Source organism: Flavonifractor sp. An112 (assembly GCF_002161085.1).
GTDB classification, from domain to species: Bacteria; Bacillota; Clostridia; order Oscillospirales; family Oscillospiraceae; genus Flavonifractor; species Flavonifractor avicola.
On record NZ_NFLU01000006.1, the window covers coordinates 138293 to 152043 of the forward strand.

Genomic DNA, 13751 nt, shown 5'->3' on the forward strand with positions numbered 1-13751 from the left:
AGGGCTTCACATCCTGTTGCCGACGGTACGGTGATAGATGGTGAGTTTGATCTTGCCGTAGCGGTACTCCCGGCCCTTCTCGTAGGGGCCTTCCAGCTCCGGCAGCACCGACTCGGCGGCGCTTTCGCAGACTATTATACCATTTTCCGTCATGATGTCAATCTTGGCGATGGTCTCCAGGGCCTTTTCCAGCATACCGGTGCCGTAAGGCGGGTCCAGGAAAACCAGGTCAAATTTCTCCCGGCAGCCGGTGAGAAAGGCCAGATAATCCCCCTGGATCACCTTGGCACTGTCCGCCAGCTTGGTGTGGGCCAAATTCTCCCGCACCACCGCAGCGGCCTCCCGCCGCAGATCCACGAAGGTGCAGAAGGCCGCCCCCCGGGACAGGGCCTCGATGCCCATCTGGCCGGTACCGGCAAACAGGTCCAGCACCTGCCGGCCCTCGATGTCGAACTGAACGATATTGAAAACCGATTCCTTCACCTTGTCGGTGGTGGGCCGGGTCTCCAGGCCGGGCAGCTCTTTCAGCTTACGGCCCCGGGCAATTCCGGTGATCACTCTCATGTGGGTCCTTCCCCTTTCGGATGAAAATAGTCAAATACCGCTTGAGCGGTGTTTTTGGGCACCACCTCCGCCAGCTGGGCCTGGGTGGCTTCCTTGATCTTTTTGATACTCTTGAAGTGCTTGAGCAGGTCGCTCCGCCGCTTCTCCCCCACGCCGGGGATCTGGTCCAGCACCGAGCCTTTCACCCGCTGGTTCTGCTGCTGGCGGTGGAACTCGATGGCAAAGCGGTGGGTCTCCTCCTGGATCTGGCCGATGAGGGAGAAAATGGCCTGATTACCCTGGATGCCGATCTCCCGGCCCTCCGGTGTCACCAGGGCCCGGGTACGGTGGCGGTCGTCCTTCACCATACCAAAGATGGGGATGGACAGTCCCAGCGTCTCCAGCACCTTCACCGCCACATTGGCGTGGTTGACGCCGCCGTCAATGAGCAGCAGGTCAGGCTTGTCCGCGAATTTTTCGTCCCCTTCCAGGTAGCGCTTGAACCGTCGTGTCAGCACCTGCTCCATGGAGGCGTAGTCGTCTGGGCCGTCCATATCCTTCAGCTTGAAATGACGGTAATCCCGCTTCAGAGGACGGGCATTCACATACACCACCATAGAGGCCACGATGTCGTCGGCGCCCTGGTTGGAGATGTCGTAGGACTCGATACGCCGGGGCGGAGCCTCCAGGTCCAGCATCTTCCCCAGCAGCTCCATCAGCTTGCTCTGCCGCTCCTCCCGAGTGGTCCAGCGCTCCACTTCCTCCACCGCGTTCTTGTTGGCCAGACGGATCAGGTCCATCTTGGCCCCCCGCTGGGGGGTCACCAACTCCACCTTGCGGCCTGCGTCCTCGGATAGCATCCGCATCAGAGGCACTTCGTCCTCCAGCTCACAGGGCAGCAGGATCTGCCGGGGCAGGTTTCCCCGGCCTCCATAGTATTGCCGCACCAGGGCGGACAAAATGTCCGCTGTTTCCTCCTCCATGGGGGTATCGATCAGGTCCCAGTCCTTGGCGGCCAGCTCGCCCTCCACAAAGTGGAGCACCACAAAGCAGCTCTTGGTGGCCTCTCCCTTGTGGAAGCCTACCACGTCGGTATCGGCCAGGGAACCGGCCACCACCTTCTGCCGCTTGCCCAGCAGTTCAATGGCCTTATAGCGGTCCCGCAGTTCGGCGGCCTTCTCAAAGCGCAGCTCCTCGGCGGCCAGTTCCATCTCCGCCTTCAGTTCGTCCCCTACCTCCTGGAACTTGCCCTCCAGCAGACGGACGGCCTGGTCGATGGCCTCCCGGTAGCGGCTCTGGTCCATGTCCTTCCGGCAGTAGCCGTCGCACTGGCCCATGTGGTAGTTGAGGCAGGGCCGCTCCTTGCCGATGTCCCTGGGAAACTTTTTGTTACAGGAGGGCAGGCGCAAGGCTACCCGCAGGGCGTCGATAATATTCTGGGTGTTGCCCCGGCTGCCGTAGGGGCCGAAGTACCGGGCCCCGTCCTCCGCCGCCCTGTTGGCTAGAGAGAACTTGGGGTACTCCTCCTTCACCGTCAGCCGGATGTAGGGATAGCCCTTGTCGTCCTTGAGCAGGATGTTATACCGGGGCTGGTGGCGCTTGATGAGGGAATTTTCCAGCACCAGGGCCTCAAACTCCGAGTCGGCCACGATGACGTCGAAGTGGTCGATCTGGCTTACCATGGCCCGGGTTTTTTCGGTGTGGGAGGCCAGGTTGGCAAAGTACTGGCTCACCCGGTTCTTCAAGGCCTTGGCCTTGCCCACGTAGATGACCACATTTTTGGCATCCTGCATGATATATACGCCCGGCTTCAGCGGCAGGGCATGAGCTTTCTCTTTTAACTCGTCAAAGGTCATAGCAAAAACTACAAGCCCTCCTTTCTGCCGTACATGGCAACCCTACTATCAAAAAAAGCGCCGCAGATGCGGCGCTTTTTTCTCTCGCTTTGGTCGCTTACTCAGAGAAGTTGGAGGAGATCAGCTCGATGAGAGCCTCCACAGCTTCCTTCTCGTCGGGGCCGTCTGCAATGAGGTTAATGGAAGTCCCCTTGACGATCCCCAGAGAAAGCACACCCAGCAGGCTCTTGGCATTGACTCTCCGCTCGTCCTTCTCCACCCAAATAGAGCTCTTGAACTCATTGGCCTTCTGGATGAAGAACGTAGCCGGTCTGGCGTGCAGGCCGACCTGGTTGTTCACAACTGCCTCTTTCATATACATAGCGTTTCCCCCCAAGATGCATTCGCATACTTCGTATTATAGGATAGCAAATTTATCCCAAACCGTCAATGACAAAATGCACAAAATCCGTGCAAGAATCTGTTTTGAATGACGAACCCTCTGGTTTTATTTCCGAATCAGAACGGAAACTCCATCACCGCAGCTCGGCGATGGTCACACCATCCTCCCCTTCGCCGTAGCGGCCGGGGCGGAAGGACTTCACATAGCGGCTGCGCTTGAGGTGCTCCCGCACCGCCTTGCGCACCGCACCGGTGCCCTTACCGTGGATGATGCGCACCTCGTTGAGCCGGCCCAGCACCGCGTTGTCCAGGAACAGGTCCAAGGCGCCGATGGCCTCGTCGGTCATCATGCCCCGCAGGTCCACCTCGGGAGAGGCTCCCAGGGAGCGCAGCTTGTGCTCTGCCCGGGCCACCACCTTCTTGGCGGCCTTGACGCTCTCCCCTTCCACAACCCGGACCTCGTCCTGCTTGGCGGTGATCTTCAGGATACCGGCCTGAAGCTGGAGGGAGCCGTCCTTGTTGACGGAGAGCACGGTGGCCTGGGTACCCATCTTCACCAGCTCCACCGTGTCGCCCTTCTGTGCGGGACGGGTGGGCGGCGGGACGGGTGCCTCAGGCCGCTGGCCCAGCTTGCCTTCGGCCTCGTTGAGTCTGTGACGCAGACCTGCCCGCTCGTCGTTGATCTTCTGCCAGTCCTCTTCCTTCCGCTGGCGGCGGCGCATTTCGTTCAGTTCCTTGAACACCTGGTCGGCGGTGTCCCTGGCCTCGTCCAGGATGGCACGGGCCTCCGCCTGGGCCTTCTCCACCGCCTTCCGGCGCTGGGCATCCATCTGGGCCTTGTACTCCCGGGAGGCCTTGGCGGTCTCCTCCATCTCCCGGCGGAGGCGTGCTGCGGCCTCCTTCTCCTTCTCCATCTCCTGGCGCTGTTCGTCCAGCTGGGTGAGCACATCCTCAAAGCGAACGTTCTCCGCGTCAATGCGGGCGGCAGCCTTCTGGATGATGGACTTGGGCAGGCCCAGCCGCTCAGAGATGGCAAAGGCGTTGGACTTGCCGGGGATGCCGATGAGCAGCCGGTAGGTGGGTGCCAGGGAGTCCACGTCGAACTCGCAGGAGGCGTTCTCCACCCCCGGGGTGGTCATGGCGTACACCTTCAGTTCGGCATAGTGGGTGGTGGCGGCCACCAAAGCCCCCATTTCCCGGGCAGACTCGATGATGGCGGCGGCCAGGGCCGCGCCCTCAATGGGGTCGGTGCCCGCGCCCAGCTCGTCGAAGAGGATGAGGGTGCGGTCGTCCGCCTCCTGCAAAATGCCCACAATGTTCACCATATGGGAGGAAAATGTGGACAAGTTCTGGGCAATGGACTGCTCATCACCGATATCGGACAGCACCCGGTCAAAGACTTTTACACAGCTGCCGTCCCCCACGGGGATGTGGAGGCCGCACTGGGCCATCAAGGTCAGAAGGCCGATAGTCTTGAGGGTGACCGTCTTGCCGCCGGTGTTGGGGCCGGTAATCACCAGGGTGTCGAAGCTCTCCCCCAGCATCAGGTCGTTGGCCACCGCCTTGTTGGGGTCCAGCAGGGGGTGGCGGGCCTTTCGCAGGTAGAGGCCCTGGCCGGACAGCCGGGGCGCGCCCGCCCGCATCCGATAGGCCAGCTTGGCCCGGGCAAAGATCACGTCCAGGATGATGAGCAGGTCGTAGTCCTGGCTGATGTCCTCTTTGTACTGGGCGCACTGGGCAGACAACTCCGCCAGAATGCGCTCGATCTCCTTCTCCTCCTTGGCCTGCAATTCCCGCAGCTCGTTGTTGGCCTTCACCACCCCCATGGGCTCAATGAAGAAGGTGGAGCCGGAAGAGGACACATCGTGGACCAGGCCGGGCACGTCGTTTTTGTGCTCCGACTTCACCGGCACCACATAGCGGTCGTTGCGCTGGGTGATGATGGACTCCTGGAGGTACTTGGACTGGTTGGAGGAGATCAGCTTGTTCAGGATGTCCCGCACCTTGGAAGCGGTAGCCCGGATATGCCGCCGGATGGAGGCCAGCTCCGGGCTGGCGGCGTCGGCAATCTCGTCCTCCCCCACGATGGCGCCGGTGATGCGCTCCTCCAGGAAGCGGTTGGAGGTAAGGGAGCGGAACAGGTGGTCGATGCAGGTCTTGGCCCGGTCCCCCTCTCCTTCGCCATACTCCTTGGCGGAGCGGGCGGAGCGCAGCACGGCGGCGATGTCCAGCAGCTCCCGGGTGTTGAGGGCGCCCCCCATGTTGGCGCGCTGGAGGGAGGCTCCCACCGGGCGCACGCCGGAAAAGGAGGGCGAGCCCCGCAGGGCGGTCATATTCACCGCGGCGGTGGTCTCGTCCAGAGCCCGCTGCACGTCGTCCACATCGGTCAGGGGCCGCAGGGCCAGGCAGCGGTCCTTGCCCTCCTCGGTCACCGCCTGCTCGGCCAGCTTCTCCAGCACCCGGGGCAGCTCCAGAGTCTGAATGGATTTTTCAAATAAATCGGTCATGTAGGTTCTCCAAATTGCATGATATCCAGAGGCGGGCCAGTGTCCCGCCCCTGTGGGTTATCCCATCAGTTCACATTTCAGGGTAATCAGGGCCCGGCCTCCCACCCGTACCTTCACACTACCGTTGTCCTCGGTGATGCGGCTCAGGATCTCAGAGGGCTTGCCCATCTTCTCCCCCTGCACAAAGCGGTTATCCGCACCGGCCTGGATCAGCCCCCGGCGGAACAGGTAGTAGGTCAGGGCTCCGTTGGAGGTGCCGGTGGCCGCCTCCTCCGGGATGGCGTACAGGGGGGCGAAATTGCGGCAGTGGGCGGCGGCGTCTGGGGTGTGGGGGCAAAACATATGCACCCCCACCACGTTGTAGTGCTCCGACAGACGGGTGACCTCCGCCTCGTTCTGGACAGCCCGGTCCAGGGTATCCAGGTCACGCACCGGTAGCAAAATGTCCATCAGCCCGGTACTCACTGCCTGGGGCTCCAGCCCCTCCGGCCGGTCGGCCAAAGACAGGCCATAGGCAGCGTACAGCGCCCCCTGCTCCTCCTCTGAGAAGGTAGGGCCATCGGTGGGGGGCGCCATATCCATCCACACGGCGTCCGCTCCCACCCCGATCTCCAGGTCCCCGGAGCGGGTATGGAGGGCGTAATCTCCGGGAACAATGGCCCCGGTATCCCGCAGGACGGTGAAAGCGGCGATGGTGGCGTGGCCGCACAGGTCCACCTCCTCAGCGGGGGTGAAGTAGCGGATATGGAAGGCCTTGTCCCCGGTCCGGCGGACAAAGGCTGTCTCGGAATGCTTCAATTCCCCGGCCAGGGCACGCATCAGGGATTCCTCCGGGAAGTCTCCCTCCCCCAGGAGAGCCACGCCGGCCTGGTTGCCGGAAAAGCGCACGGTGGTAAAGGCGTCTGCCACATACAGTTCCATGTTACATCCCCGCTTTCAGTTCATGATAAAAATCCAGGGTACGGAATCCCCGGTCCAGCTGGGTGCGCAGGAAGCCCTCACACACCCGGGCCAGGCAGTCCAGCCCCCCTTGGTCCAGTTGAAAGGAGAACAGCCGCTTGGGATCGCCGTAGAGAATGTGCCGCAGGGCGGACAAGGTTCCCTCCGTCAGGGGCAGGGAAGTGCCCTCCCCCACCTCGCTTTTGCAGGAGGCACAGTGGAGCACGCCCTCCGCCAGGTTCAGCATGGGCTTTTCCGGGTCAGGCCTGCCGCATACCGCGCAGGCATCGACAAGAGGCTCATAGCCCTCCAGGGCCATGAGCTTCATCTCATAGGCCGCCTTCACCAGAGCCTGGGGCTTGTTCAGCTTGTCCAGGGCGTGAAGGCTGTTCAGAATGAGGGACATGGCGGCCGGATCGGGCCGTCCCTCCACCGACACCGCCTCCATCACCTCGGCAAAATAGGAGCCCAGGGCCAGCAGCTCCACGTCGGATTTCAGATGCCAGAACTGCCGGATGGACTCGGCCTCGTTGAGGGTAATCCGGTCCTGGTACGCGAAGAGGGTCATGTCGGAATAGACCAACAGCTGGGCGGAGGCCGCCAGGGGGCTGTTTTTCTTCCGGCAGCCCCGGGCCTTTACGGTGCGCTTGCCCCCCTCGGCGGTGAGGACGGTGAGAATCTTGTCGGACTCCTTGTAGTTGACCTCCCGTAACACCAGGCCCTGTGTGGCAATGTGCATTTTACTCGTCCCGGTAGCCGAAGTTGTGGATGAGATTCAGATTGTCCCGCCAGCCCTCCTTGACTTTCACCCAGGTCTGGAGGAACACCTTGGTGCCCATAAAGGCCTCGATGTCGGTGCGGGCCAGGGTGGAGATCTTCTTGAGCATGGCGCCCCCCTTGCCGATAATGATGCCCTTGTGGCTGGCCTTCTCACAGTAGATGGTGGCGTCCAGGTCAATGATCTCGTTGTCCCGCTCGGAGAAGCGGGTGATCTCCACGGCGGTGCCGTGGGGGATCTCCTTGTCCAGGCAGAGCAGCAGCTTCTCCCGGATGATCTCGGCGCACACCTGCCGCTCGGGCTGGTCGGTGACCATGTCGTCAGGGAAGAGCTGGGGGCCTTCAGGCAGGAACTCTGCCAGCAGGTCCAGCAGCTCGTTTACGCCCTCGTTCTGCTTGGCGGAGATGGGCAGGATGGCGTTGAAGTCGTGGGCCTGGCCGTAGGTCTGCATGACGGCCAGCAGGGCCTCCTTCTCTACCGTGTCCATCTTGTTGATGACCAGGATGGAGGGCACGCCCAACTGCTTGATGCGGGCGATGAGCTCGGCCTCGGGGCCACCGATGTGAGGGATGGGCTCCACCAGCAGCAGGATGGCGTCCACGTCGGCCACGCTCTCCTTGACTACCTTCACCATGTAGTCGCCCAGCCGGGTACGGGCCTTATGGAGGCCGGGAGTGTCCAGGAAAACGTACTGGCACTCTCCCCGGTTGACCACGGCGCTGATGCGGTTGCGGGTGGTCTGGGGCTTGTTGGAGACAATGGCGATCTTTTCACCCACCAGGGCGTTGGTCAGGGTGGACTTGCCCACGTTGGGCCGGCCCACGATGCTGATCATTCCAGATTTTTTAATTTCCATAGGTGATCCTCAACTTTCTTGAGCGTTATTTCGTATTTTCCCAGTCGTTCCGTCTCTCTTTCAGCGCCTCATACAGCCCCCAGGCGCAGCCGGCCACAATACCCGGCAGCGCAAAGAGCACTCCGCAGGCCACAATCGTTATGGCGTTTTCCACCATGCTGCCCAGCGCCATGCACAGCAGGATGCAGATGCCGATGGAGATGGCCCCGCCGGCGGCGGCATACCGTCCAACCTTACCCATCCTGTCCCTCCCGGCCAATGCCCAGCCGCCCCAGGATGATCTCCTCACGCTCTCTCATTTGGGCCTTCATAGGGCCCTCATCCATATGGTCGTACCCCAGCAGGTGGAGCACCGAGTGGACAGCCAGATAGGCCACCTCCCGGCGGGTACCGTGGCCGAACTCCTCCCCCTGGGCGCGGGCCCGCTCCAGGGAGATCACCATATCCCCCAGAGGTACCAGGTTGTCGCCGGGGTCGGCGTCCTCCCCGGTGGGATGTTCTCCGGGCTGGAGGTCGAACATGGGGAAGGAGAGTACGTCGGTAGGCCTGTCCACCCCCCGCTGCTCCAGATTGATCTGGTGGATGCCCTCGTCGTCAGTGAACAGCACGTCCACCTCGCAGGGCACATCCACCCCCTGGGCGTCCAGAGCGGCGGGGATCACCTGCCGCAGCAGGTCGGCATACTCCTCCGCCCCGTCTACCTCGGTCTCAATGATGATCTCGTGGTTCATGCCTTCCGGCCCTCCTTTTTGGCCCGGCGGTTCTCGTCGGCCTCATAGGCCTTGATGATCCGCTGGACAATGACGTGACGCACCACGTCGGACTCGTTCAGGCGGCAGATGGCGATATCCTCCACCCCGTCCAGCACCCGCATGGCCTCCTTCAGGCCGGACACAGTGTCGCGGGGCAGGTCGATTTGGGTGATGTCGCCGGTGATGACGATCTTGGAACCGAAGCCCAGGCGGGTCAAAAACATCTTCATCTGCTCCCGGCTGGTGTTCTGGGCCTCGTCCAGGATAATGAAGGAGTCATCCAGGGTGCGGCCTCTCATATAGGCCAGGGGAGCCACCTCGATGTTGCCCCGCTCCAGGTACTTCTGGTAGGTCTCGGGCCCCAGCATCTCAAAGAGGGCGTCGTACAGGGGCCGCAGGTAGGGGTCTACCTTGCTCTGCAAATCGCCGGGCAGGAAGCCCAGCCGCTCGCCCGCCTCCACGGCGGGCCGGGTCAGGATGATGCGGTTGACCTGCTTGTCCCGGAAGGCGGCCACGGCGGCGGCCACCGCCAGATAGGTCTTGCCGGTGCCCGCCGGGCCGATGCCCAGGGTAATGGTATTTTTCTTGATGGCATCCACATACCGCTTCTGGCCCAGGGTCTTGGCCTTGATGGGCTTTCCCTTGGCGGTGACGCACAGGACGTCCCGGGCGATGTCGTTGATGTGGGACTCATTGCCCGCCTTTACCAGATTGATGATGTAGCGCACGTTCTGTTCGGTGATGGTCTCCTTCCGCCCGGCCAGGCCCAGCAGGCCCTCGATGGCCTTGACGGCGTGCATCACGTTTTCCGCCTCGCCGGACACCTTCAGCTGGTCGTCCCGGCTCACCACCGTTACATTTAGCTCGTGCTCCACCAGCTTGATATTCTCGTCAAAAGAGCCAAAGACGTCTACCACGTCCTCCATCCGCTCGATATTGATGGTCTGTTCTATCATGGATCGGCCTCGTTTTCTTGTGTAGTGGAATCGGGCACAAATGTCCCGATCTCTTCCCGGCACTCTGCCTGGAGGGTCACGGTCAGCATCCCGTTCTCCGTCTCCGCGGCAAACTCCGTGCTGACGATCTCCCCCTCCCCCACCGCCTCTTCCAGCGCCTCCATCAGGCGCTCTTTCAGCATGGCCTCCGCCGCGTCCGGCTCCACGGCCAGCGTCTCCAGTTCATAGGCCCGGCAGGTCTCCCGCTGGACGGCCAGGGGCATCTCCTCGCCGCCGGGCAGGGTCAGGGTCCAGGTATGGCTTATTTTATCATACCTGTCGAAAGAAATTCCACCCTTTCCAAAAAAATCGGTCCGGCGGCCCAGAGCGGTGACTGACCACAGATTGGTCTCCTCCCCGGTGTACCGCTTCACCTGAGCCTCCAGGGGCAGCTGGGCCGCCATGGTGCGCCAGGTCCGGGCGTACACCCGACCGGAAGCCCGCACCTGTATCTGCCCGATCTCCGGCTTATCGCTGTAGGCCGGGCCTTCCAGGTGGACAGTGCCCGAGATGAGAGTCTCCCCCTCCAGCACCGTATCCCCCACCTTCACCACCGCCTCGCCAGTGAGAGCCTCCACACGGGTTACAATGCCGGAGGCCCGGGCCACCACACTGCCATACTCCTGGGCGTCCACCAGTTCGGGCGCCTCCACCGCCTCCCGCACCAGCACTTCCGCCCGGGTGCCGTACAGATTGATGGACAGCCAGGACAGCTGGGGCAGCTGGAGCAGCACCTTGTTGCCCACCGTCCGCTCATCCAAACCGGGGCCGAAGGTACCGATACCCAACCCCTGCCGCCTCAGTTCGGTGAGGATCTGGGCGGTGGGCACGGTGGTGTTGCCCTTTACTTCAATGGTCAGCACAAAGGAGGACAGAACGCACACCGCCGCCATGGACAGGCCCATCCCCACCCAGAAGGCATAGCGTTTTTTGAATCGGGCCAGAAAGTAGGGCATCCCCTTCCGCCCGGCGGGAGTGACGATACACAGCGTCCGTTCCCCCAGGGCGGCGACCTGGCGGCTGCCCCGGCGGGTGACGGTGAGCCGCAGGCGGGTGGTCTCCATCCACTCCACGTTCCAGAACAAAATACCCCGCTGAGCGCACAGGTTGAGGAACCGTTCAGGAAAGGCCCCCTCCACCTCCAGACGCACGCTCCCCCGCAGGGCGTTCACCAGCCGCAGCAGCATCCTTCCACCTCCTTTTTCAGGTCAGATCCACCCCGTCGATCTCGCCGGTGATGAGCAGCTGGCTGGCGTTCATGGATTTCAGCTCCAGGTTGCTGCCCCGCACCTTGATGACCAGCTTGCCGCCGGAGATGTGGATCTCCTGGCTGCCATAGGCCAGGATGCCCTTGTGGTTTTCCATCCGCAGCTCCCGGCTGCCGGTGAGCTCCACCCTGGGCAGGCCGGCCACCACGTCCCCGGGCAGGTCCAGCACCTCTGCCGTCTTTTCCAGCAGACCGGGCCGTTTTCGGTCTCGTTCCATGGCCTCCACCCCCCTCCGACCTATGCTTATGCGGGGTGGTTGTCCCATTTGACAGGAAAAGGGCGGGCCAGCGGCCCGCCCCAGAATGGGATATGCAGTTTTTATACGCCGGTCAGGTCAAAGGGCGGGATATACTCCGCCTGGGCGGCCTCCGCCCCCTGGGCAAAGCCCTCCAGTCCCAGATCCGCCATGTAGGCCTCCGCCGCCCGCACCTCCGAGGGACGCACCCGGCGGTTGATCTCCGGATAATCCGCCGCCCGGCCCCAGGGAATGTACTGGCTCATAAGGGAGAAGAGTACCTCTCCCGGCTCAAAATGCTCCGCCACCCAGTCCATCACCCGCTTGGCCTCGGCCAGCTTGCCGGGCAGCAGCAGGTGGCGGATGACCACCCCCTGTTTCAGCAGCCCGTCCTCATACCGGACGGGACCGGTCTGGCGGAACATCTCCAGGATAGCCGCCTCCGCCGCCTGGGGATAGTCCGGAGCGGCGGAGTAGCGCCCGGCATAGTCGCCGGTGCGGTATTTATAGTCGGGCAGGTAGATCTGGACCTTGCCCTCCAGAGCTTTCAGGGTCTCCACCCGGTCGTAGCCGCCGGAATTCCACACCACCGGCACCGGCAGAGACTCGGCCAGCGCCGAGCGCACCACATGGGCGTAGTGAGTGGGGTTCACCAGATTGATGTTGTGGGCCCCCTGATCAATGAGTTCAAAGAAGATGGCCCGCAGTCGCTCCACCGTGATGGGCTTGCCGAAATCCCGGTGGCTGATCTGCTCATTCTGGCAGAACACGCACCCCAGGGAGCAGCCGGAGAAAAACACGGTGCCCGAGCCCTTTGTACCGGAGATGGGGGGTTCCTCCCACATATGGAGAGCCGCCCGGGCCACCACCGGGGCTTCTGGCATCCGGCAGCGGCCCTCACCCCGGTCGGCCGTACGCACCGCCCCGCACTTCCGGGGGCAGAGATTACAGATCATTTCAATGGTTCCTTTCCGCTTTCCTGGGACTTACTTTTGCTTGGGGCCCAGGTTACCCTCTTTCCAGTGCTTACGGCACAGGCCGATGTATCGGTCGTTGGCCCCCAGCACCACCTGCTCGCCCTCCTTGAGCACATTGCCTTGCTCGTCGAAACGGGCGTTGCACAGGGCCTTCTTGCCGCACCAGCAGATGGTCTTGACCTCCTCGATCACGTCGGCGGTGGCCAGCAGCTCCGCCGAACCGGGGAACAGGTCCCCCTTGAAGTCGGCCCGCAGGCCGTAGCAGATCACCGGGATATTCCAGTCGTCCACCAGATCGGTGAGGTAGCGCACCTCCTCCCGGCTGAGGAACTGGGCCTCATCCACGATGATGCAGGCGTAGGGCTTCAGCTCCCGGGGGGTCATCTCCATCAGGTCAGAAAAATAGATGCAGTCGTGGCTCAGCCCCGCCCGGGAGGCCACAAACCGGGCCCCGTCCCGCTGATCGATGGCAGGCTTCACCAGCAGGGCATCCTGGCCCCGCTCCTCATAGTTGTAGCGCACCATCAGGGCGTTGGCGGTTTTGCTGGAGCCCATCACTCCATACCGGAAATACAGCTTTGCCATGGTTCCTCTCCTTCTCCTTTAAGCCGCCCCTCCACCGCAGGCTTGAAAGCCTGAAAGGCGTTGGGCACGGCGTAGTCCCGGTCCAGTTCCTCCAAAGTGGCCCACACCCAGCCCTCGGGCAGGGTATCGCCGGCCGCCTGGACCAGCACGGCCTTCATATGCCACTCGATATGGGTAAAAATGTGCTTGCCCGACGGCCCCTGCTCCAGGGAGAGGGCCTCCACCGGACAGGGTGCGGGGGACAGCTCGTTGGGATACTCCCACAGTCCCGCCAGCAGGCCCCGGCTCTTCCGCCGCCGAAGGGCCACCGCCCCATCCCGGAAGATGAGGAACACCGTCCGCTCCTCCACCCGCCGGGCCTTCTTGGCCGCCTTTACCGGCAGTTCCCCGGTGCGCTCCGTCAAACGGGCCACACAGAAGTCTCTGGCCGGGCACTGATCGCACAGGGGGGCGCCGTTGGGCAGGCACACGGTGGCCCCCAGCTCCATCAGGGCCTGGTTAAAGTCCCCGGGGGCATCCACCGGCATGACCCGCTTCAGAGCCACTCCCATCCGGGCCTTGGTGTCCGGCTTCATAATATCCCCGTCGTCCCCGGTGATGCGGGCTACCACCCGCAGCACATTGCCGTCCACCGCCGGTTCGGGGATGCCAAAGGCGATGGATGAGATGGCTCCGGCGGTGTAGTCGCCGATACCAGACAGGGCGTGGATGGCCTCATAGGTATCGGGAAAGACGCCGCCGTGATCCTCCATGATCTGGCGGGCCGCCTTTTGCAGGTTGCGGGCCCGGTTGTAGTAGCCCAACCCCTGCCACAGCTTCATGAGCCGATCCTCCTCCACCGCCGCCAGATCAGCCACAGTGGGCAGTTCCGCCAGAAAGCGTCGGTAGTAGTCCAGCACCGCCGCCACCCGGGTCTGCTGGAGCATGATCTCGCTGATCCATACATGGTAGGGGGTGGGGTCGCTGCGCCAGGGCAGCACCCGGGCGTTTTCCCGGTACCATTGCAGCAGCGGGATGGGAAGCAGTTCCAGGGGTTCCAAAGGCATACCTCCAAAGTCTGATTGTTATCCCGCTCATTA

General features: G+C 62.8%; 15 protein-coding genes. All 15 read right to left on the reverse strand.

Translation table 11 applies throughout. The features are described 5' to 3' along the window. Positions 1 to 6: 6 nt before the first annotated feature. The gene (gene rsmD / locus B5E56_RS07340) at positions 7 to 564 is read right to left on the reverse strand and encodes a 16S rRNA (guanine(966)-N(2))-methyltransferase RsmD (protein WP_087389208.1); all 558 of its coding nucleotides are present in this window, start codon (positions 562 to 564) and stop codon (positions 7 to 9) included. After that, a complete protein-coding gene (gene uvrC / locus B5E56_RS07345) occupies positions 561 to 2399 on the reverse strand; it encodes an excinuclease ABC subunit UvrC (RefSeq protein WP_087389209.1) in 1839 nt (612 codons plus the stop codon). Before uvrC ends, rsmD begins: the two co-directional genes overlap by 4 nt. A gap of 97 nt (positions 2400 to 2496) precedes the next feature. Then, on the reverse strand, positions 2497 to 2760 hold the full coding sequence (locus B5E56_RS07350; RefSeq protein WP_007495691.1) for an HPr family phosphocarrier protein: 264 nt from the start codon (positions 2758 to 2760) through the stop codon (positions 2497 to 2499). A 154-nt stretch (positions 2761 to 2914) separates the two neighbouring features. Then, complete coding sequence (locus B5E56_RS07355; RefSeq protein WP_087389210.1) at positions 2915 to 5287, reverse strand: endonuclease MutS2; 2373 nt, start codon at positions 5285 to 5287, stop codon at positions 2915 to 2917. A gap of 57 nt (positions 5288 to 5344) precedes the next feature. Continuing rightward, positions 5345 to 6208 (reverse strand): PhzF family phenazine biosynthesis protein, encoded by an 864-nt coding sequence (locus tag B5E56_RS07360; protein ID WP_087389211.1) that lies wholly within the window; start codon positions 6206 to 6208, stop codon positions 5345 to 5347. A gap of 1 nt (position 6209) precedes the next feature. Next, positions 6210 to 6965 carry a DNA repair protein RecO gene (recO, locus tag B5E56_RS07365; RefSeq protein WP_087389212.1) on the reverse strand — a complete coding sequence of 252 codons (756 nt, stop codon included), beginning with the start codon at positions 6963 to 6965 and terminating at the stop codon, positions 6210 to 6212. A 1-nt stretch (position 6966) separates the two neighbouring features. Further along, the gene (gene era, locus B5E56_RS07370; RefSeq protein ID WP_087334516.1) at positions 6967 to 7860 is read right to left on the reverse strand and encodes a GTPase Era; all 894 of its coding nucleotides are present in this window, start codon (positions 7858 to 7860) and stop codon (positions 6967 to 6969) included. Positions 7861 to 7885: 25 nt separating this feature from the next. After that, the gene (locus B5E56_RS07375; RefSeq protein WP_087269465.1) at positions 7886 to 8101 is read right to left on the reverse strand and encodes a hypothetical protein; all 216 of its coding nucleotides are present in this window, start codon (positions 8099 to 8101) and stop codon (positions 7886 to 7888) included. After that, positions 8094 to 8591: an rRNA maturation RNase YbeY gene (gene ybeY / locus B5E56_RS07380; protein ID WP_087389213.1), complete on the reverse strand. Its 498-nt coding sequence runs from the start codon at positions 8589 to 8591 to the stop codon at positions 8094 to 8096. Before ybeY ends, B5E56_RS07375 begins: the two co-directional genes overlap by 8 nt. Further along, entirely contained in the window at positions 8588 to 9568 is a 981-nt protein-coding gene (locus B5E56_RS07385) for a PhoH family protein (RefSeq protein ID WP_087389214.1), read from the reverse strand. The genes ybeY and B5E56_RS07385 overlap by 4 nt, the downstream gene beginning before the upstream one ends. Next, the gene (locus B5E56_RS07390; RefSeq protein WP_087389215.1) at positions 9565 to 10794 is read right to left on the reverse strand and encodes a sporulation protein YqfD; all 1230 of its coding nucleotides are present in this window, start codon (positions 10792 to 10794) and stop codon (positions 9565 to 9567) included. Before B5E56_RS07390 ends, B5E56_RS07385 begins: the two co-directional genes overlap by 4 nt. Positions 10795 to 10810: 16 nt before the next feature. Beyond that, the gene (locus tag B5E56_RS07395) at positions 10811 to 11092 is read right to left on the reverse strand and encodes a YabP/YqfC family sporulation protein (RefSeq protein ID WP_087188098.1); all 282 of its coding nucleotides are present in this window, start codon (positions 11090 to 11092) and stop codon (positions 10811 to 10813) included. Positions 11093 to 11193: 101 nt separating this feature from the next. Next, positions 11194 to 12066 carry a 4Fe-4S cluster-binding domain-containing protein gene (locus B5E56_RS07400; protein ID WP_087389216.1) on the reverse strand — a complete coding sequence of 291 codons (873 nt, stop codon included), beginning with the start codon at positions 12064 to 12066 and terminating at the stop codon, positions 11194 to 11196. A 30-nt stretch (positions 12067 to 12096) separates the two neighbouring features. Next, positions 12097 to 12672, reverse strand: coding sequence for a thymidine kinase (locus B5E56_RS07405; protein WP_087389217.1), 576 nt, complete (start codon positions 12670 to 12672; stop codon positions 12097 to 12099). Further along, positions 12642 to 13712, reverse strand: a complete 1071-nt coding sequence (gene mutY, locus B5E56_RS07410) for an A/G-specific adenine glycosylase (protein WP_087389218.1) — start codon at positions 13710 to 13712, stop codon at positions 12642 to 12644. The genes B5E56_RS07405 and mutY overlap by 31 nt, the downstream gene beginning before the upstream one ends. Positions 13713 to 13751 lie beyond the last annotated feature (39 nt).